At 67.7% G+C, this 18693-nt stretch carries 16 protein-coding genes and 1 tRNA gene; 10 read left to right on the top strand and 7 right to left on the bottom strand.

Annotated elements, in window-relative coordinates:
* Positions 1 to 28: 28 nt before the first annotated feature.
* The 3 genes from Q0907_RS12835 to Q0907_RS12825 all read left to right on the top strand — a co-directional run bounded on the left by Q0907_RS12835 (position 29) and on the right by Q0907_RS12825 (position 3435).
* Entirely contained in the window at positions 29 to 1039 is a 1011-nt protein-coding gene (locus tag Q0907_RS12835) for a winged helix DNA-binding domain-containing protein (protein ID WP_299345339.1), read from the top strand.
* A 69-nt stretch (positions 1040 to 1108) separates the two neighbouring features.
* Positions 1109 to 3256 carry a S46 family peptidase gene (locus Q0907_RS12830; RefSeq protein ID WP_299345945.1) on the top strand — a complete coding sequence of 716 codons (2148 nt, stop codon included), beginning with the start codon at positions 1109 to 1111 and terminating at the stop codon, positions 3254 to 3256.
* Entirely contained in the window at positions 3253 to 3435 is a 183-nt protein-coding gene (locus tag Q0907_RS12825; RefSeq protein WP_296281642.1) for an oxidoreductase-like domain-containing protein, read from the top strand. The genes Q0907_RS12830 and Q0907_RS12825 overlap by 4 nt, the downstream gene beginning before the upstream one ends.
* A gap of 114 nt (positions 3436 to 3549) precedes the next feature.
* Here the strand turns inward: Q0907_RS12825 and mnmG are convergent, their stop codons facing one another.
* Complete coding sequence (mnmG, locus tag Q0907_RS12820) at positions 3550 to 5439, bottom strand: tRNA uridine-5-carboxymethylaminomethyl(34) synthesis enzyme MnmG (protein WP_299345336.1); 1890 nt, start codon at positions 5437 to 5439, stop codon at positions 3550 to 3552.
* Positions 5440 to 5884: 445 nt separating this feature from the next.
* Entirely contained in the window at positions 5885 to 6496 is a 612-nt protein-coding gene (locus tag Q0907_RS12815) for a hypothetical protein (protein WP_299345971.1), read from the bottom strand.
* Positions 6497 to 6633: 137 nt separating this feature from the next.
* On the opposite strand from Q0907_RS12815, the gene Q0907_RS12810 reads away from it, so the two are divergent.
* Genes Q0907_RS12810 through Q0907_RS12800 form a run of 3 tightly spaced genes read left to right on the top strand, consistent with a single transcriptional unit; the run spans position 6634 to position 8685 of the window.
* Positions 6634 to 7596: a pyridoxal-phosphate dependent enzyme gene (locus tag Q0907_RS12810; protein WP_299345334.1), complete on the top strand. Its 963-nt coding sequence runs from the start codon at positions 6634 to 6636 to the stop codon at positions 7594 to 7596.
* Positions 7593 to 8201, top strand: a complete 609-nt coding sequence (locus Q0907_RS12805) for a YdcF family protein (RefSeq protein WP_299345331.1) — start codon at positions 7593 to 7595, stop codon at positions 8199 to 8201. Before Q0907_RS12810 ends, Q0907_RS12805 begins: the two co-directional genes overlap by 4 nt.
* A gap of 46 nt (positions 8202 to 8247) precedes the next feature.
* A complete protein-coding gene (locus Q0907_RS12800; protein WP_296281650.1) occupies positions 8248 to 8685 on the top strand; it encodes a ketosteroid isomerase-related protein in 438 nt (145 codons plus the stop codon).
* A gap of 57 nt (positions 8686 to 8742) precedes the next feature.
* On the opposite strand, the gene bioC is transcribed toward Q0907_RS12800, so the two are convergent.
* The 4 genes from bioC to bioB all read right to left on the bottom strand — a co-directional run bounded on the left by bioC (position 8743) and on the right by bioB (position 12866).
* Entirely contained in the window at positions 8743 to 9642 is a 900-nt protein-coding gene (gene bioC / locus Q0907_RS12795) for a malonyl-ACP O-methyltransferase BioC (RefSeq protein WP_299345329.1), read from the bottom strand.
* Complete coding sequence (gene bioH / locus Q0907_RS12790) at positions 9639 to 10415, bottom strand: pimeloyl-ACP methyl ester esterase BioH (RefSeq protein ID WP_296281654.1); 777 nt, start codon at positions 10413 to 10415, stop codon at positions 9639 to 9641. The genes bioC and bioH overlap by 4 nt, the downstream gene beginning before the upstream one ends.
* Before the next feature lie 59 nt (positions 10416 to 10474).
* Entirely contained in the window at positions 10475 to 11674 is a 1200-nt protein-coding gene (gene bioF, locus Q0907_RS12785) for an 8-amino-7-oxononanoate synthase (protein WP_299345327.1), read from the bottom strand.
* Positions 11675 to 11789: 115 nt separating this feature from the next.
* Positions 11790 to 12866, bottom strand: coding sequence for a biotin synthase BioB (gene bioB, locus Q0907_RS12780; protein WP_299345325.1), 1077 nt, complete (start codon positions 12864 to 12866; stop codon positions 11790 to 11792).
* Between the two features lie 61 nt (positions 12867 to 12927).
* Between bioB and Q0907_RS12775 the strand changes: the two genes are divergently transcribed.
* Positions 12928 to 13632, top strand: a complete 705-nt coding sequence (locus Q0907_RS12775) for a ComF family protein (RefSeq protein ID WP_299345323.1) — start codon at positions 12928 to 12930, stop codon at positions 13630 to 13632.
* Between the two features lie 323 nt (positions 13633 to 13955).
* Here the strand turns inward: Q0907_RS12775 and ubiA are convergent, their stop codons facing one another.
* On the bottom strand, positions 13956 to 14858 hold the full coding sequence (gene ubiA, locus Q0907_RS12770) for a 4-hydroxybenzoate octaprenyltransferase (RefSeq protein ID WP_299345321.1): 903 nt from the start codon (positions 14856 to 14858) through the stop codon (positions 13956 to 13958).
* A gap of 102 nt (positions 14859 to 14960) precedes the next feature.
* On the opposite strand from ubiA, the gene Q0907_RS12765 reads away from it, so the two are divergent.
* The 3 genes from Q0907_RS12765 (at position 14961) to Q0907_RS12755 (ending at position 18644) form a co-directional block, all read left to right on the top strand.
* A tRNA-Arg gene (locus tag Q0907_RS12765) sits at positions 14961 to 15037 on the top strand.
* A 428-nt stretch (positions 15038 to 15465) separates the two neighbouring features.
* Positions 15466 to 16719, top strand: coding sequence for an SIR2 family protein (locus Q0907_RS12760; RefSeq protein ID WP_299345319.1), 1254 nt, complete (start codon positions 15466 to 15468; stop codon positions 16717 to 16719).
* A gap of 188 nt (positions 16720 to 16907) precedes the next feature.
* On the top strand, positions 16908 to 18644 hold the full coding sequence (locus tag Q0907_RS12755) for an ATP-binding protein (RefSeq protein ID WP_299345316.1): 1737 nt from the start codon (positions 16908 to 16910) through the stop codon (positions 18642 to 18644).
* The last annotated feature ends 49 nt before the right edge of the window (positions 18645 to 18693 follow it).

Below are 18693 nucleotides of genomic sequence, written 5' to 3'. Positions count from 1 at the left end.
ACGACGCCTGCACGCGCAAGGCATAACGATGCCCCTTGCCGCGTCGCCTGCCGATGTTGTCCGCCACATGGGCGCGCTGCAGGCGCAGGACTACCATGCTGCGCTGTGGGCCATCGGCCTGCGGACGGAAGCGGCGACGCGGGCACAGGTGGAGGATGCGATCACGCGCGGCGAGATCGTGCGCACCTGGCCGATGCGTGGCACGCTGCACCTGCTTGCACGCGAGGACGTGCGATGGATGGTGGCGCTACTCGCACCGCGCGTGCAGGCGGCGCATGCCGCGCGCATCGCGCGCGACCTGGGTCTCGACGCGGCCACGCTGGCGACCGGGCGGCGCGTCATCGAGCGTGCGCTGGCCGAGGGCGCAGCGGTCCCGCGCGCCGACCTGTATGCCCGGCTCGACGCCGCCGGCATCGCCAGCTCCGGTCAGCGCGGCCTCCACCTGCTGAACTGGCTGGCGCATGAGAGCGTGATCTGCCAAGGGCCGCGCCAGAACAGACAGCCGACCTTCGTGCTGATGGAGGCGTGGGTGCCACCAGACGCACCGCTGGACCGCGACGAAGCCCTGCACCGGCTGGCGCTGCGCTACCTGCAGGGCCATGCGCCCGCCACCGCCGCCGACCTCGCCTGGTGGGCGGGACTGACGCAGAAGGATGCGGTGCACGCGCTGGCGCTCGCCAGCGCAGAGACCGAACGGGAAGCGCGCGACGGCACCACCTGGTGGTGGCGTGCCGGCGCACCGGCTGCGCCGCGGTCGCGCACGATCCACCTGCTGCCCGCCTTCGATGAATACCTGATCGGCTATCGCGACCGCACGCCGGTGCTGGACGCCGCGCATGCGCGCCGCGTGATCGGCCTCAATGGACTGGTCGCGGCCACCATCATCGTCGGCGGCCGGGTGGCGGCGACCTGGAAGCGCGGCGGCGGCAACGACGACGAGATCGTGCTCGATCCGCTGCGCGCACTCGCCGACGCCGAACATGCCGGCATCCGTCGCGCGGCGACGCGCTGGCGTCGCTTTCTCGGCGACGCTCCCTGACGGCACGGCACGCGCCTTCATTGCCGCAGCGGCGCAGGCCCGATATCGTCGCGGTCTCTCCGTTGGATGCTGACGATGCGCCGCCGACTTTCTAACTCCGTCCTCGCCCTGGGCGTCGCCCTGTCCCTGCCCGCCGAGGCCGACGAGGGCATGTGGATGCCCTCGCAACTGCCGCAGCTGGCCAAGACACTGCGCGACGCCGGTTTCACGGGCGATCCGAAGACGCTGGCGGACGTCACCGCCGCGCCGCTCAGTGCCGTGGTGCGCGCAGGCGGCGGGACGGGCGCGTTCGTGTCGCGGGATGGCCTGCTGCTGACCAACCACCACGTCGCCTTCGGCGTGATCCAGTACAACAGCAAGCCTGGGCAGAACCTGATCGATGAGGGCTTCATCGCAGCCGACCCCGCTGGCGAACTGCCCGCGAATCCCGACTTCCGCGTGTGGGTGACGGTGGGTTACGACAAGGTTACCGATACGGTGCTGAAGGACACCGCCGGCAAGACCGGGCGCGACTACTTCGATGCCGTGGACCGTGCAAGCAAGGCGATCGTGGCCGAGTGCGAAGCCGCCGGCGGCGTGCGCTGCAGCGTCGCCAACATGTACTACGGCACCGACTTCTACCGGATCACACAACTGGAACTGCGCGACATCCGCCTGGCCTACGCGCCGCCCCGCGCGATCGGCAACTACGGCGACGAGATCGACAATTTCATGTGGCCGCGCCATACCGGCGACTTCACCCTGCTGCGCGCTTACGTGGGGAAGGACGGCAAGCCGGCCGCCTACAGCCCGGACAACGTGCCCTATCGCGCGCCCGCACACCTGTCGCTGGCCAAGGATGGGCCGAAGGCCGGCGACTACGCCATGCTCGCGGGATACCCCGGCGTCACCTACCGGCACCGCACGGCGGCCGAGTTCGACGAGCAGGTCAACTGGACGCTGCCTGCGCGCGTGGCCGTGTTCGACCAGCTCATCGCCGTAATCGAAGCGGCCGGCAGGCAGGATGCCGACGCGAAGACGCGCTATGCGGCGCAGCTGCAGTCGCTGAAGAACAACCGCAAGCGCGCTGCCGGCGAACTGGAAGGCCTGCGCCGCAGCGATGCCGTGCGCGTTCGTGCCGAGGACGAGCGCGGCATGCTGGCGACCGACGCGGCAGCGAAGGAACGGTCGGACATCGATGCGCTTGCCGCCTCGATCGCCGGCGGATCGGCGGTGCGCGAGCGCGAGCTGCTGCTGTCGCTGTTCGGTTCGCAGTCGCAACTTATGCGCAGCGCGATCACGCTGGAGCGCTTGCGGCTGGAATCGGCCAAGCCGGACGCCGAGCGCGAGAGCGGCTCCCAGGCGCGCGACCATGCGTTGATCGAAGGCATCCTGAAGCAGGTGCAGCGCCGGTATTCGCCTGACGTGGAGAAGGCGCTGCTGACGGTGCTGTTGACGCGCTACCAGCAGTTGCCGGACGCGCAGCGCCTGCCGGGCTTCGATGCGGCCTTTGGCCGCACGCCTGCTGCGCTCAAAAAGGCATTGGATGTGCTGTATGCGGGAACGAAGCTCGGCGACGAGGCCGAGCGCCTGTCGCGCTTCGCAGCGGCGCGCGAAGGCAAAGCGCTGGCCACCGATCCCCTGATCGACCTGGCAACGGCGCTGGTACCGGTGCAGTTGGCGCTGGAGCAGGAACGCAAGACGCGTGAAGGCGAGCAGCTGCGGCTGCGCCCGGCCTACATGCGCGCGCTGTTCGCTTGGCGCAAGCAGCAGGGACGCGCCCTGTATCCGGACGCCAACGGCACGCTGCGGGTCAGCTTCGGCAAGGTCGACGGCTTCTCGCCGCGCGACGGCGTGCAGTACACGCCGGTGACCACGGTGGCCGGCATCGTCGAGAAGAACACCGGCCAGGTGCCGTTCGACGCGCCGAAGCCGCTGCTCGATGCCATCGCCAAAGGCGATTTCGCCGGCACCGAAGATCCCGCGCTGGAGACGCAGACGGTCAACTTCCTCACCAACCTGGACACGACCGGCGGCAACTCCGGTTCGCCCGTGCTCAACGCGCGCGGTGAACTGATCGGCCTGAACTTCGACAGCAACTGGGAATCCGTCAGCGCCAGCTGGATGTTCGACCCGCGCTACAAGCGCGCGGTGCACGTGGACATGCGCTACCTGCGCTGGCTGATGGGCAAGGTCTATCCGGCGCCGCACCTGCTGAAGGAAATGGGCGCACCGTGACGCCCGACGACGATCCGCGCCCGGTCGAACCCGAACCGCCGCTGCCCAGCGACTGCTGCAACAGCGGCTGCCCGATCTGCGTGCATGACCTCTATGCGGAGCAGTTGCAGCACTACCGGCAGCAGTTGGCGGCGTGGAAGGAACGGCATCCCGAAGAACCCCCTGCAGGAGCGACGTAAGTCGCGACCGCACGCCTTCCCGCGTGCAAGGCTCGCTCTCCTGCATGGATGGTGCGTCGTCACTGAAAATCCACGGTCGCGACTTGCGTCGCTCCTACCACAGCCGAGCGGCGCTTACGCCACGCGCGTGCGCCGCGCCCGCTCCAGGTGAACCAGCAGCAGCGAGATGGCGGCCGGTGTCATGCCGGGGATGCGCTGCGCTTGGCCGACGGTCTCCGGCTGGACGCGCTCGAGCTTCTGCTGCACTTCCGCCGACAGGCCCCGCACGCTGGCGAAATCGAAGCCGGCCGGGATCGGCGTGGACTCGTTGCGCTGCTGGCGCTCGATCTCGTCGCGCTGGCGGTCCAGGTAACCTGCGTACTTCACGCCGATCTCCACCTGCTCGGCGACCTGCGCATCGTCCACGCCGGGACCGATCGATGGCACGGCGACGAGCTTGGCGTAGTCCAGTTCCGGGCGCTTGATCAGGTCGAGCACGTTGGTCTCGCGGCTGACCTGCACGCCGAGGGTATCGGCCACTTCACGGCCCAGGGCATTGCCGGGCGTGGCCCACAGCGCGCGCAGGCGGCCGGTCTCGCGCGCGATGGCGTCGCGCTTGGCGTCGAAGCGCTGCCAGCGCGTGTCATCCACCAGGCCCAGCGCGCGGCCGGTTTCGGTCAGGCGCAGATCGGCGTTGTCCTCGCGCAGCTGCAACCGGTACTCGGCGCGACTGGTGAACATGCGGTACGGCTCCTTCGTGCCGTGCGTGATCAGGTCGTCGACCAGCACGCCGAGATAGGCCTCGTCGCGACGTGGCGACCACGCCTCTTTCTGCTGCGCGAAGCGCGCGGCGTTGAGGCCGGCGAGCAGGCCTTGCGCAGCAGCTTCCTCGTATCCCGTGGTGCCGTTGATCTGGCCGGCGAAGAACAGGCCGGCGACCGCCTTGGTCTCCAGCGACGCCTTCAATCCGCGCGGATCGAAGAAGTCGTACTCGATGGCGTAGCCCGGACGCGTGATGTGCGCGTTCTCCATGCCACGGATGCTGCGCACGAGCGCGAGCTGGACGTCGAACGGCAATGATGTCGAGATGCCATTGGGATAGATCTCCGCGACATCGAGGCCTTCCGGCTCGACGAAGATCTGGTGGCTGGCCTTCTCGGCGAAACGCACTACCTTGTCTTCGATCGACGGGCAGTAGCGCGGCCCGATACCTTCGATCTGGCCCGAGTACATCGGCGAGCGATGCAGCGAGCCGCGGATGATCTCGTGGGTCTGTTCGCTGGTATGCGTGATCCAGCACGACACCTGCCGCGGATGGTCGGACACGTCGCCCATGAACGACATCACCGGCAACGGATCATCGCCGGGCTGCTCTTCCATCACCGAATAGTCGAGCGAACGGCCGTCGATGCGCGGCGGCGTGCCCGTCTTCAGGCGATCGACCATGAAGGCGCCTTCGCGCAGGCGCTGCGCCAGCGCGGTGGCCGGTGGATCGCCTGCGCGACCGGCGGCGTACTGCGTCTCGCCGACATGGATCTTGCCGGCGAGGAAGGTGCCCGCGGTCAGCACGACCGCCGGCGCATGGAAGGTCAGGCCGGTCTGGGTGACCGCGCCGCGGACGGTACCGTTCTCGATGACGAGGTCATCGACGGCGGCCTGGAACAGGGTCAGGTTGGGCTGCGCCTCCACCGCGCGGCGGATCGCGCTGCGGTACAGCGCGCGGTCCGCCTGGCACCGCGTGGCGCGCACGGCCGGGCCTTTCGATGCATTGAGCGTGCGCCACTGGATGCCGGCACGGTCGGCCGCCCACGCCATCACGCCACCCAGCGCATCGATCTCCTTGACCAGGTGGCCCTTGCCGATGCCGCCGATGGCCGGGTTGCAGCTCATGGCGCCGACGGTTTCCACGTTGTGCGTCAGCAGCAGCGTGCGTGCGCCCGCGCGAGCGGAGGCGAGCGCGGCCTCGGTGCCGGCATGGCCGCCGCCGATGATGATGACGTCGTAGTGGTGGAAGCGCTGGGTCATGGGGTCGGTCAGGGGACGGCGCCGGGAAAGCCCGGGATCGGTGGAGGCGCGTCGTGCGCAGGGCGGGAAGTTGGCACGCTTCCTGCTGTATCCCCCTGCACCCGTCGTGGCAAGCGACCAGGGGCGCCGGGCTGGTAATTGGAACAGGGGCCAGCCATGCGCACGCCGGGGATGCCGAGGGGCCGGTAGTCGGGGGACTGCCGGCCCCTTTTTTGTGCGCGCAGGATACCAGAGCAAGAAAAAAGCCCGGCATGACCGGGCTTCTTGTTAGGCGCCGACGCCCGATGGGGCCGGAACAGGGGGGATCCAGATTTCCCCACCGGACGTCGACATTGAACCTTTATTGCCGCTTACGTCAGAAAGCGACGCAACCGGTCAACTGGGTTTGCAGCCTGCGACGGCAGCGGCGGGAAAGCAACGGACGGGGCGTTGCGGGGGACTGGAATCAGGGTTCTATCTGACGGGAGGTATCCCGTTCCGCCCGGGCGGGGCGGGACGGCGGGGCCGGACGCTCCATGCGGGGCGGCGGCGACGCACGTTCCATGGTGCGGGGACGCTCCTGCCTTGGCATGGACGGAGGCGCGGTGACACGCGGGCGCTGGTAGCCACCGCCATCGACACGGGGCTGGCTCGGGGACGGCGCGGCCTGGTTGGGACGCCCCGGGACCATCGGCTGCGATCCCCCTTCGCGCCAGCGGCCGGTCGGGTCGCGCCACGGCGGCGGGCGATTGCCGCCTCCGCCATTGGACGGCGGGGGCTTGGGTGGGGGATTGTTGTGGTCCGGGCGCGGGTGACGCGGCGGGTAATAGGGGTAGTGGGAGCCGTAGTACCCGTAGTACGGATAGCCGTAATAGCCGCCGTATCCATACCCGCCATACCCATAACCGCCATAGGCTCCACCGCCACCGTAGTAGCCGCCGTACGGGTCGTAATACTGCGTGCTGGGCCGGCCATGGTAATAGCCGCCCGGTGCGGTATCGCCGACATAGTCGTACGTCGCGCAGCCACCCAGCGCGAGGCTGGCGAATGCGATGGTCAGAAGAGATGTGCGCTTCATGGCAGGACCCCCGTTGCTTTGCAGGACCAGCATCGGCCTGCCGCATTGAATCCGTGCTTAACCCTGCCCCCTGCCCTGAGCGGTGAAATCGCCTGCTGGCGCAGGTTCATGTCGGGATGATGCGATAACCTTTCCGCATGCCGAGCCCCCTACCCACCTTCCACGATGTCCTCGCCGCCGCCGCCCGCATCGCTCCGCATGCCCATGCCACACCGGTGCTGCGCTCGGGCGCGCTGGACGCGCTCGCCGGTTGCGAGCTGCATTTCAAGGCCGAGCCGCTGCAGAGGACGGGGGCATTCAAGTTCCGCGGCGCGTGCAATGCCGTGTGGGCCCTCGACGACGCGACCGCCGCACGCGGCGTGGTGACGCACTCGTCCGGCAACCATGGGGCTGCGCTGGCCCTGGCCGCACGCACGCGCGGCATCGCCTGCCATGTGGTGGTGCCGGAAGGCGCGAATGCGGCCAAGCGGGCCAGCATCGCGCGGTACGGTGCGCAGCTGCACTCCTGTGCACCCACCATCGACGCGCGCGAGGCGACCGCCCACGCGGTGCAGGCCGACACCGGCGCCAGCCTGATCCATCCGTATACCCACCCCCATGTCATCGCCGGCCAGGGAACCGCGGCGCTCGAGCTGCTCAACGCACAGGGCCCGCTCGATGCGGTAGTGGCGCCGGTCGGTGGCGGCGGGCTGCTGTCCGGCACCGCTATAGCTGCTGCCACCCTCGCGCCCGCCTGCCGCATCATCGGCGCTGAACCGGACGGCGCGGCCGACACCGCCGCCTCGCTGTCGGCGGGCGAGCGCCGCATCGAATTCACCCCCGATACCGTCTGCGACGGCCTGCGCGGCACGCTTGGCGAGCCGAACTTCGCGGTGCTGCGCGCATACCAGGTGGACGTGGTCACCGTGCCCGACGCGGAGACGCTCGCGGCCATGCGACTGCTGTGGCAATGCCTGAAGGTGCTGGTGGAGCCTTCGTCGGCCATCGCGCTAGCGGCGATCCTGCGGGAGCGCGGCCGTTTCGCAGGCCAGCGCGTCGGCGTGGTGCTGTCCGGCGGCAATGTCGACCTGGATGCACTGCCCTGGGAGCGCGCGGCATGAGGGGCAGGCAGCGGAAGACGAGGCGCGGCATCGGCGGCTGGCTCTGGCGGCTGGCACTCCTGGTGCTGGTCTGGCTGGTCGGCGTGGCCGCCTACATCGTCTGGGTGGGGCAGCGCGACGACGCCGGCCCGGCGGACGCCATCATCGTGCTCGGCGCCGCCGCGTACGATGCCAAGCCCTCGCCCGTGTTCGAGGAGCGCATCCGCCATGGCATCGACCTGTACAAGCGCGGCCTGGCGCCGAAGCTCATCTTCACCGGCGGCTACGGCGGCGTGGGTGCACGGTTTTCCGAATCGCAGGTCGCGCGCCGCTATGCGCTGCGCCAGGGCGTACCCGACAAGGCCATCCTGATCGAATCGTTGTCGCGCAACACGCACGAGAACCTGCGGCAGGCCTCGCTGCTGATGCACGAGCACGACCTGCACCGCGTCATCATCGTCAGCGACCCGCTGCACATGGCGCGGTCGCTACGGATCAGCCGCGGCCTGGGCATCAACGCGGTGGGCTCGCCCACGCCGACCAGCCGCTTCCGCAGCTTCGCCACGCGCTGGCGGTTCCTGCTGCAGGAAGTCTACTTTTTCCACCGCGACCGGCTGCCGCGCTGACAGCGGGGCGTATCATCCCCGCCTTGCCCACCCCACGGGACTTCCCATGAAGATCGACGGCACGCGCCGGCAAGACCGCGCCACCGAACTCGTCCTGAGCTACTACACGGCGTTCAACCGCGGCGACTGGGAAGGCATGCTCTCGATGCTCACCGACGACGTGGTGCACGACCTCAACCAGGGTGCGCGTGAAACCGGACGCGAGGCGTTCGCGACGTTCCTGGGCCGCATGAATGCCTGTTACCGCGAGCAGCTGCGCGACATCGTCGTGCTGGTGACCCAGGATGGCCAGCGTGCGGCTGCCGAGTACGTGGTGCATGGCGAGTACCTGCACACCGACGAAGGCCTGCCCGAGGCGGACGGACAGACTTACATCCTGCCGGGCGGCGCCTTCTTCGAGATCCGCGACGACCGCATCGCGAGGGTCACCAACTACTACAATCTGCAGGAGTGGGTCCGGCAGGTGAGCCGCGCCAGCTCCTGAACCGACGCGGACGCGATAGGTCGCCGCAAGCTTTGGGGTGGCGACCCCGTCGGCGAGCTACTCGCCGCGTCGCCGGATCGGAATCTTCGACAGCGGCACCGCCGCGATGTCCTCGCCCTGCCCGCGGATCGGCGCGCCCGGCGGTGGCGCCCATGCGTGCGCGTAGATCACGTCCCAGGTGCTGGGCAGCTTTCCGTCCGCTCGTCGCAGCGGTTCGTACGCACGGGCGGCAGCGGCGAACCGCGCGCGCCCCGTCAGCGTATGGCGGCGATGGCGCAGTGCGTTGGTCGCGCCCATCGCGCGCAGTTCGCGCATCAGGGCGGGCATATCGTCGTAGGTCAGCGTGAAGCGATCGCGGTCGAGCACCGGATCACGGAAGCCCGCGAGCATCAACGCATCGCCGAACTGCGCGATGGGCGGGAACGGACTGACATGCGGCGTGTCGTCGGCTTGCGCGAACGCCTCGCGCAGTTCCTGCAGGGTTTCCGGGCCGAACGTCGAGCACACCAGCAAACCGCCGGGTTTCAGCACGCGACGAAAGCCATTGAACGCCGCCGGCAGGTCGTCGACCCATTGCAGGCTGAGATTGCAGAACAGCATGTCGACACTGGCCTCGGCCAGTGGCAAGGCGCGCAGATCGGCGCAGACGCGCTGGAACGGCTTCCACCAGCCGGCCTGTTTCTTCGCCTCGCGCAGCATCGGCAGCGCCAGGTCCAGCGCGATCACCTGCGCCTTCGGCCAGCGCTTGCGCATGGTGGCGGCCGCATGCGCGGGTCCGCACCCGACATCCAGCACGACGCGCGGAGCCACGGCGTCCGGTCCCTGCCGCAGGGCGAAGTAGTCCAGCGATTCCAGCAGGCGCTTCTCGACCTCGTGCTGCAGCGCCGCCGCCGCGTCATAGCCTGCGGCCGAGCGCGAAAAGGCGCGCCGGATGTGGCGTTGGTCGAAGGTGGTCATGCGACCTCGTCCTGCCGCAACGACTGCATGAACGCGTCCACGTCGCCCGCCACGAGATCGGCGTGGCCAAGGAACGGCGCATGGCCCCCGCCCGCGATCTCGACGAACGTGGCGTGCGGCGCGGCGGCGGCCGATGCCTGCATCGCCTTCGACGGCACCAGCAGGTCACGGCGTCCGGCAAGCCACAGGGTGGGCACAGCGAGTGCCGGCAGCGTCGCGCGCAGGTCGGACTGCTCGAGCAGCTTGAGACCGGCATGCAAGGCGGCAGGCGACGGTTCGCCGCGGGCATACAGATCCTGCTTCAACGTGCGCAACTCGCTGCGGGCGTGTTCGGAGCCCATCGTGTCGAGCGCGAGGAACCGGTCCAGCGTGCCTGCGTAGTCGTTGCGCAGGTCGTCGCCGAACTGGGCGAACACCCGTGCCTCGACCGCATGCGGCCATGTTTCGTCGCGGACGAAGCGCGGCGTCGCGGCGATCATCGCCAACCCGCGCACCTGCGGCGACGAGGCTGCCGCATGCAGCGCGAACAGGCCGCCCAGCGACCACGCCAGCCAGACGGCCGGCGGCGTGCGCGCGAGGATGGCGTCGACCGTGGCGTCCAGCGTCAGCGCGACCTCGCTGTCGCGGCTGTGGCCATGGCCCGGCAGGTCGACGAGATGCAGCGTGTAACGGTCGGACAGTCGCTGCACCAGGGGCGCGAAGACGCCGCCATGCAGCGCCCAGCCATGCAGCAGCACCAGGGAGGGGCCGCTGCCGAGGGTTTCGATATGCATGCCGCGTATTGTCGCCGATCCCGCGCGAGTCGGGACCGTGCGGCCGCGCGCGGGTTCGATCAGGCGACCGCGCCGTGCACGCGTTGCACCGCCTCCCACGCGCGCGACAAGGTCGTCACCAATCCGTCCACGTCCTGCGGCGAATGCAGGGCGGACAACGTCACCCGCAGCCGCGCCTTGCCGTCGGGTACCGTCGGTGGCCGGATCGCCGGCACCAGGTAGCCGGCGCTGTCCAGGGCGGCGGACAGCGCCAGCGCCGTGGCATCGCCGCCGCACAGCACCGGCTGGATCGCGGAGTCCGAAGCCATCAGCTGCAGCCCCGCGCGCTGCGCTCCACTGCGGAATCGATCGACCAGCGACATCAGCTTGTCGCGCCGCCAGTGGTCGCGGCGCGCATGCTTCACCGCAACGCGCGTGGCCGCGGCCAAGGCCGGCGGCATGGCCGTGGTGTAGATGTAGGGGCGCGCGGTTTCGGCCAGGTGCTGGATCAGCGTGTCCTCGCCGACCACGACCGCGCCGTAGCCGCCCAGCGCCTTGCCCAGGGTGACCAGCTGCAGCGGCACGTCGGCGACGCCCATGCGCGCTTCGGCCACGCTGCCGCGCCCTTCCGGCCCGCGCACGCCGACGCCGTGCGCGTCGTCGACGAAGAACAGCGCCTGCTGCATGCGGGCGACGAGACTGAGCGACCTCAGCGGCGCGGCGTCGCCATCCATGCTGAAGACGCCATCGGTGGCCAGCATCGCCGCGCCCTCCGGCTGCAGCTTCAGCTGGCGCAATGCGCCTTCGGGGTCGAGATGCGGATAGCGGCGCAGCTTCGCGCCCGCAAGCCGCGTGGCATCCAGCAGGCTGGCGTGGTTGAGGCGGTCCTGCACGCAGACATCGCCGTCCTCCAGCAGTGCCTGCTGTGCGGCGAGGTTGGCGAGGAATCCACTGCCGAACAGCAGCGCACGCGGATATCCCAGCCAGTCGGCGATGTCGCGCTCCAGCCCCTCGTGCGCGGCGTGGTGGCCGCTGACCAGGTGCGAGGCGCCGGCGCCGGCGCCTTCGCGCGCGGCGGCGTCCTGCAGCGCGTTGGTCACTTCGAACTGCTGCGCCAGTCCCAGGTAGTCGTTGCTGCTGAACTCGGTCAGCCAGCGCCCGCTGATCTCGACCCGCACGCCGTCGCGGCGCGCGACGGTGCGGCGGACGCGCTGCCGGCCCAGCGCGATGCGCTGCTGGCGCTGGGCGAGGATGCGGTCGTGCAGGTCGATGCGGGTCATGTCGGCGGGCCTGGCGGATGAGGACGCCGGGGCGCGGGAAGTCATCGACGACGACACGCCGGCCCGCGTTTCCGCGCCAGCGTCTTCGTCCGGTACTGCCCCCTGTCGCCCCGACTTACGCCGCCCGGCCGCAGGACGGCTCGGGACGGGTGATGTCGGCATGCACCGTACCGCTGCCCGGGGCATCGGTTCTGTAATGGTCGTGCACGTTTTCCACCAGCACGGCCATCGGACGCAGGCCCAGGCGGGCGAACAGCGCCTGGTCGCGCTCGGTGTCCGGGTTGCCCGTGGTCAGCAGCTTCTCGCCGTAGAAGATCGAATTGGCGCCGGCCAGGAAGCACAGCGCCTGCAGTTCGTCGCTCATCGCCTCGCGGCCGGCCGACAGGCGCACCATCGACGCCGGCATGACGATGCGGGCGACCGCGATGGTGCGTACGAACTCGAAGGGGTCCAGTTCGCTGGTGCCATGCAGCGGCGTACCGGCGACCTGCACCAGCCGGTTGATCGGCACCGAATCCGGATGCGAGGGCAGGTTCGCCAGCGCCTGCAGCAGGCCGGCGCGCTGGTCGCGCGACTCGCCCATGCCGACGATGCCGCCGCAACAGGTCTTCATGCCGGCGTCGCGCACGTGCGCCAGCGTGTCCAGGCGGTCCTGGTACTGGCGGGTGTGGATGATGTCGCCGTAGAAGTCGGGCGCGGTATCGAGGTTGTGGTTGTAGTAGTCCAGCCCGGCGTCCTTCAGCGCCTGCGCCTGTTCGCCGCTCAACATGCCGAGCGTGGCGCAGGTTTCCAGGCCCATCGCCTTCACGCCGCGGATCATCGCGGCGACCTTCGGGATGTCGCGGTCCTTCGGCGAACGCCACGCCGCGCCCATGCAGAAGCGCGAGGCGCCGGCCGCCTTCGCCTGCGCCGCCTTGGCCAGCACCTCGTCGGCGTCCATCAGTTTCTGCGCGGCCACGCCGGTGTCGTAGCGCTGGGCCTGCGGGCAGTAGGCGCAGTCCTCCGGGCAGCCACCGGTCTTCACCGACAGCAGTGTGGACACCTGCACTTCCGCCGGGTCGAAGCGGGCGCGATGGACCGTCGATGCCCGATGCAGCAGCGCGGGGAACGGCAGGTCGAACAGGGCCAGCAGTTCGTCGCGCTGCCAGTCGTGGCGCACGACCGGCGCATCGGGAGAAATGTGAAGGGACATCGCGGCCTCGGCGGACTACAGTCGGGGAAGTCTGGAAACCGGGCCCTGCCCTGTCAACCGCATGGATGCTTTGGAAGTTGACGGCTGGTGGCGCCGTGCGAGCCGGTGGCTGCTGGCGCCACGCTGCCTCATCTGCCTCGAACGCGGCCACAACGGCACCGATCTGTGTGCGTCCTGCACCGAACGGCTGCCTTGGAACCGGGTCGCGTGCGTCCGGTGCGGGCTGCCGATGCCGGCGGCCGGGGAATGCGGCGACTGCCTGCAGCACCCGTCCTCGCTGACGCACGTGCGCGCGGTGTTCGTCTACGGTTTTCCCCTGGACCGGCTGGTACCGCGCTTCAAGTTCCACCGCGACCTCGCCGCGGGCCGGCTGATGGCGAACCTGATGGTCGGGGTGCTGGCATCGGCCCCCCGGCCGGACGCCGTGGTTCCGCTTCCGCTGCACGCGCACCGCCTGCGGGAACGGGGCTACGACCAGGCGCTCGAACTCGCACGACCCTTGGCGACCACGCTCACTCTGCCGCTCCGCACCGACCTGCTGCTGCGGGTCCGCGCGACGGCACCGCAGTCGGAACTCGACGCCGGCCAGCGGCAGAAGAATGTCGCACGCGCCTTCGCGGTGTCGCCGCGCCTCACGCCGCCCGACCACGTGGTGTTGCTCGACGACGTGATGACCACGGGCGCCACGCTGGATGCAGCCGCGCGCGCGTTGCTGCGCGCGGGTGCGAAGCGGGTGGATGCCTGGGTCTGCGCGCGCGTGCCCTGAGGCCCTGCACTCCCTGACCCCTCCTGGCAGAGCGGTGGCGGTCACCCGGCACGGCAGCGTCAGCACAAGCTGGCCACCCACCGGGAAGGCCGGAATGCTCCCACCGCTCTTGCCGGTCAGGCTCGCGGACGGACACCGTTCACTCCGGGCAGAGGGCGCCGCCGGTCGCGATGTAGCCCGCCATCGGCGCAGGATCGGTGCACTTCAGGCGTCGCGCAGCATTGTTCCTTTTGCGGCGGCCGGGACCGGATTGCCGGCGGTCATCGTGTCCGTCACGACGCGGCCCGACAGCGCCGCAACGGGGCTGGCCGCTCGTGAAAGCGTTACGCGGCGCGAAGGGCAAGATCCAGTGCCAGGCCGGCGAAGATCACCGCACCCACCCAGTTGTTGTGCAGGAAGGCGCGGAAACATGCGGTGCGTTCGCGATGACGCGCCATCCAGAACTGTGAGATGACGAGCAGTATCGCCACCGCCAGGCTGATTCCGTAATACATGCCCAGCCCGGCCTGACGTCCCACCAGGTACAGGGCGATGATGACCAGCGCGTACAGCACGCCCTGTATGACCAGGTCCAGATCGCCGAACAGGATGGCGGTGGATTTCGATCCCGCGCGCAGATCGTCTTCGCGATCCACCATCGCGTACCACGTGTCATACGCGGTGGCCCACAGGATGTTCGCGCCATAGAGCACCCAGGCAACCGGCGGCACCTCGCCCTGCACCGCCGCAAACGCCATCGGGATGCCCCAACCGAACGCCAAGCCCAGGTAGACCTGCGGCAGGTACGTATAGCGCTTCAGATACGGATAGCTCGCCGCGAGGAACAGGCCGACCACACTCAACGCGACCGTGAGCCGGTTCATCGTCAGTACCAGGCCGAAGGCGGCCAGCATCAGCACCGCGAACACGACCAGGGCTTCGCGCCCGGATACGGCACCGGTCGCCAGCGGACGATCGCGCGTGCGCTCCACCTGCGGGTCCAGCCATCGGTCTGCGTAATCGTTGATCACGCATCCCGCCGACCGGGTCAGCCAGACGCCGGCGGTGAACACGACCAGCGTCCACCAGGGCGGCACGCCGCCGGCTGCCAGCCACAGTGCCCACCAGGTGGGCCACAGCAGCAGCAGCACGCCGACAGGACGGTCGCCGCGCACCAGCTTCCAGTACTGGCCCAGTCGCGCACGCCAGCGCAGCGCGCCGCCTTCTTCGAAACGCTCGTATCCCATGCGGAAAGGGTAGCAGGCGCGATGGCGCGGCCCGAGCATGTCCCCGCCCGGTCGGACGATATGCGCCTGGGCGCCGGTTTGCGGCTAGAATGCCCGTCCCGTGCGCCCGTAGCTCAGCCGGATAGAGTAGTGGCTTCCGAAGCCATTGGTCGGGGGTTCGAATCCCTCCGGGCGCGCCAATTAAATCAATGACTTCTCGCGCGGCGAGTGGTCAATTCTGATGCGAGTAGGACTATGTGCCCATCTTGGGCCCCATCCTGTGCCAACCCCGATCTACTCCTGTGGAGTCGATGAGTAGCGGCATACGGGAGCCAGTGACGTGGCATTTAGACACTTTCACTGAAAGCTCTGCATTCAAGTCCTCTCCCGGGCACCAAGACACAAAACCCCTGAGAAATCAGGGGTTTTGTGTTTCTGGGGCACTCGAAATGCCCCCTGTGAGTGCCCCTTGTCGTTGCCTCCTGCAACCCGAATCTCGGCGCCCTCGCTCCCGCATACAACACCGGCTCTCCAGTCACTAGCTCCGCGCTGCTGATGGCGCTAGCTTTAGCGTGCCTCGTGAGGCAAGGGATGCAGTCCGTGCAGTAAGCATTGCGACGACGTGGGGATGACGATGAGCGAAGGAACGACGGGGACGGGGACGGGGACCAAGCTAGTCTTGCCGGCACTGCCCAAGCTTCTAGAACCAAAACCTCCAGTACCAAAGGTTTGTGCCGCTTGGACTTCAGGGCAATGGCTGCCCCTCGAAGCCACCGGCGGCGACGAGAGCGACGCGGCAATAGCCGAGCGCAAGCGACGAGTGGCGCAAGTACTCGGACAGACCCTTGCATCCGATCAGTTGGCCGTTCTGCTGGGCCTTGGCCCTTCCGCGGGCATCAAAGGCCCCACGATGTCACGGCTGTGGGAGGCGGTTCGAGCCGCCGACACGCCTCTGTTCGACAAGATGCAGACGAGCGTCGGCGACAAGACGCCTGCGGATCAAACCGGAGACATCGAGACATTCCTGTCGAAGTGCCAACAGGTAGCAAAGGCCCCGGTCAACCCGAACAAGGACGCTCCAGCTTTCATAAGCAAGGCTGAGCAGGTCATCGCGAAGGCATGCAGGGACTTCGTAGACCCCAATGACCTCGGCGACCACTCACATCTTCTGCGCTTGGTAGAAAGACGATCAGCGGACAAGGCTAGGCCGCGCGTGTTCACCACGAACTACGATCTCTGTATCGAGAAGGCAGCAGCACAGAGCGGCATCCTTCTTATCGATGGCTTTGGCCACGAAAGCCCCCCGCTCTTCGACGGCAGCAACTTTGACGTCGACTTCGTTCGTAGAAGGCCGGAGGCGCGCTCCCCAGAGTATCTGGCGGGCATCGCGCATCTCATCAAGCTCCACGGCTCTGTCGACTGGGAAGTCGAAGGCAACCAAATCGTCCGCCGGGAAAATCCCAAACAGCCCGTCATCATCTACCCGCGCAGCGACAAGTTCGAGCTGTCCTACAAACAGCCGTTCCTCGAGGCGAGGTCACAGCTTCAGACCGCCCTACGCCAGCCTCACCTAGGCCTGTTGATCGCTGGCTTCAGCTTCTCCGACGCTCACCTGTCGGAAATGCTGTTCACTGCCGTGCGCCGGAACGTAGGACTAAATCTGGTCCTCTCCACGCTCGGCTGCGAGAAGCATTGCGATGACTTCGATCCCCCGAACCACCGCCAGAAGATCGACGACCTGCAGCGGCTGGCTGAGCGTGGCGACTCCCGAATCACCCTCCTCGATTGCACATTTTCACAGTTGGTACGACTCATCCCCGACGCCGGCACCGAGACGGAGGAGGATCGGCTAAGGAGGCTGCTTCGGGAGGTCGTCAAGTGACGTCGGATGAAGCGCGCTTGAGTGTGCTCGACGGCAATCGCCGGCTGGGTTCCGTCTGCGCGATCCACCCCAGTCACGCCCTCGTCAACCTTGCTGACGCGAGCGCCCGACCTCAGACCACGCTCTACGGAACCCCTCGTGGGTCTGGGCAGGTTGGGGAGTACGTACTCGTTGAAGTGGATCACCGCGTGATCATCGGTCGCGTAACGTCCATCCGATTGGTGGAGCGCGAACGACTAGCCATCAACCCAACCATGGGCGAACCGGTACCTGTCGATCCGATTGCCGAAGTCGGCCTTCTCGCGACGCTTGATGCCGCAAGCGGCGAGTTAAGCCCTGGCATAGAAGCATCGCCTCGGCTGGGTGCCGCCGTGTACTCACCCGCACCCGCCCTGCTAGCGGACCTGGTTTCCAAGCAGCGCGGCTCCCAACCGGCAACTCAGCTAGATCTCGGCTCAGCGATGGCGATGCCCGAGGCGCGTGTTCGGATTTCGCCGGAACGCCTATTCGGTCGACACTGTGCAATCTTGGGGGCGACTGGCGGAGGCAAGAGCTTCACTATCGCCAAGCTCCTCGAGGAGATTTGCAAGTGCGAGGGTAAGTCGATACTGATCGACGCTACAGGCGAATTCTATACGCTGCAGGATAAGGCGGAACATCTTGCCCTCGGATCTCCGCTTCACGGTGAAGACGCGGTCTACCTGCCTCTCTCCGCCTTGGACGAGCAGGATCTCTACGCGCTCTTCCAACCTTCCGGAAAAGTGCAAGGACCAAAACTTCGCGAAGCGATCTTCAGTTTACGTATCGCGCATATTCTCATCCACACTACAGACCCCCCTCTGGTCGCCCAGCGCAACAGCTTCGCTACCTCGGGTCTACTGAAGGGCGGCCTGATTCAAAAGGCAGACCAAGATCGACAGCCCTTCGAAGCACTAACCACTGCTCTGCGTGCCCAGATCGAAGCTCCGAACGCTCCATTCGACGTCTCCTTGCTTGCCGCCCAGATCACACATGAGTGCGTCAGCCCGAACTGGAAGAACCCGACTCGCTACGGCCCACATGACGATGCAGCCGACGGCTGGTGTGCCCCTCTAACCGCGCGCATCCAGACAGTCACGAGGGGGACAGAACTTAGGGTCTTCTTCAGCAAGACTGGAGATGACCTTCTCGACAGAATCGAGAGATTTCTGTCATCCCCGCGGCACCTGTTGCGAATCTCACTGGCTTCTGTCCCCTATAGCTTCAACGCTCGAGAGATCGTTGCAAATGCACTTGGCCGATGGCTGCTGAGGCAGGCGCGTGATGGCGTTTTCAAACAGGGGAAGCCGACGATTGTTGTGCTGGATGAAGCACACAACTTCCTCAATCGCCGGATTGGCGAGGAGGACAGCGTCATCAAGCTTGACGCCTTCGACCAGATAGCCAAGGAAGGACGGAAGCACTGGCTCACCATCGCGCTGGCCACTCAGCGTCCTCGCGACCTACCCGAGGGCGTCCTCAGTCAGATGGGCACAATGTTGGTCCACCGGCTGACCAACCACCGTGATCGAGAGGTTGTCGAGCGCGCATGTGGAGACATCGACCGGACGTCGGTCGCCATGCTTCCAACGTTCGCTCCCGGACACGCAGCCATCATCGGCGTGGACTTCCCGTTTCCGCTCACCGTCCAGATCGACAAGCCAGTTAGTGAGCCTGACTCTCGCGGCCCGCAGTATCAACAAATGTGGAAAAGCTCGGGCGGAGAGGGATCTGGCGATGGCGATGACGGCGATAGTCCGCGCCCGTCAGCTCCTACCGCTCCGAGCGCGCAACCTATCACCCTGTCCAATGCAGCCTCAGCCGTAGCGGCAACGGCCGCAGCCATTTCCGAGCGATTCGTGCTGCCACTTGATCGGCCTTCCGAAGATGACGAGATCCCGTTCTAGCGCACGCTTGCAGATCTGCCTGCGCTGCTGGCGACGGGTACTCATGGTT

The organism is uncultured Pseudoxanthomonas sp. (assembly GCF_947498795.1).
GTDB lineage: Bacteria > Pseudomonadota > Gammaproteobacteria > Xanthomonadales > Xanthomonadaceae > Pseudoxanthomonas_A.
This window is presented reverse-complemented; position numbering and strand designations above follow the sequence as displayed.

Bases quoted from the DNA above. Each gene is read 5' to 3' on its own strand.
- Q0907_RS12835 (WP_299345339.1), top strand. From the start codon at position 29: ATGCCCCTTGCCGCGTCGCCTGCCGATGTTGTCCGCCACATGGGCGCG.
- mnmG (WP_299345336.1), bottom strand. From the start codon at position 5,439: ATGACCCAGCGCTTCCACCACTACGACGTCATCATCATCGGCGGCGGC.
- Q0907_RS12815 (WP_299345971.1), bottom strand. From the start codon at position 6,496: ATGAAGCGCACATCTCTTCTGACCATCGCATTCGCCAGCCTCGCGCTG.
- Q0907_RS12810 (WP_299345334.1), top strand. From the start codon at position 6,634: ATGCCGAGCCCCCTACCCACCTTCCACGATGTCCTCGCCGCCGCCGCC.
- Q0907_RS12805 (WP_299345331.1), top strand. From the start codon at position 7,593: ATGAGGGGCAGGCAGCGGAAGACGAGGCGCGGCATCGGCGGCTGGCTC.
- Q0907_RS12800 (WP_296281650.1), top strand. From the start codon at position 8,248: ATGAAGATCGACGGCACGCGCCGGCAAGACCGCGCCACCGAACTCGTC.
- bioC (WP_299345329.1), bottom strand. From the start codon at position 9,642: ATGACCACCTTCGACCAACGCCACATCCGGCGCGCCTTTTCGCGCTCG.
- bioH (WP_296281654.1), bottom strand. From the start codon at position 10,415: ATGCATATCGAAACCCTCGGCAGCGGCCCCTCCCTGGTGCTGCTGCAT.
- bioF (WP_299345327.1), bottom strand. From the start codon at position 11,674: ATGACCCGCATCGACCTGCACGACCGCATCCTCGCCCAGCGCCAGCAG.
- bioB (WP_299345325.1), bottom strand. From the start codon at position 12,866: ATGTCCCTTCACATTTCTCCCGATGCGCCGGTCGTGCGCCACGACTGG.
- Q0907_RS12775 (WP_299345323.1), top strand. From the start codon at position 12,928: ATGGATGCTTTGGAAGTTGACGGCTGGTGGCGCCGTGCGAGCCGGTGG.
- ubiA (WP_299345321.1), bottom strand. From the start codon at position 14,858: ATGGGATACGAGCGTTTCGAAGAAGGCGGCGCGCTGCGCTGGCGTGCG.
- Q0907_RS12760 (WP_299345319.1), top strand. From the start codon at position 15,466: ATGACGATGAGCGAAGGAACGACGGGGACGGGGACGGGGACCAAGCTA.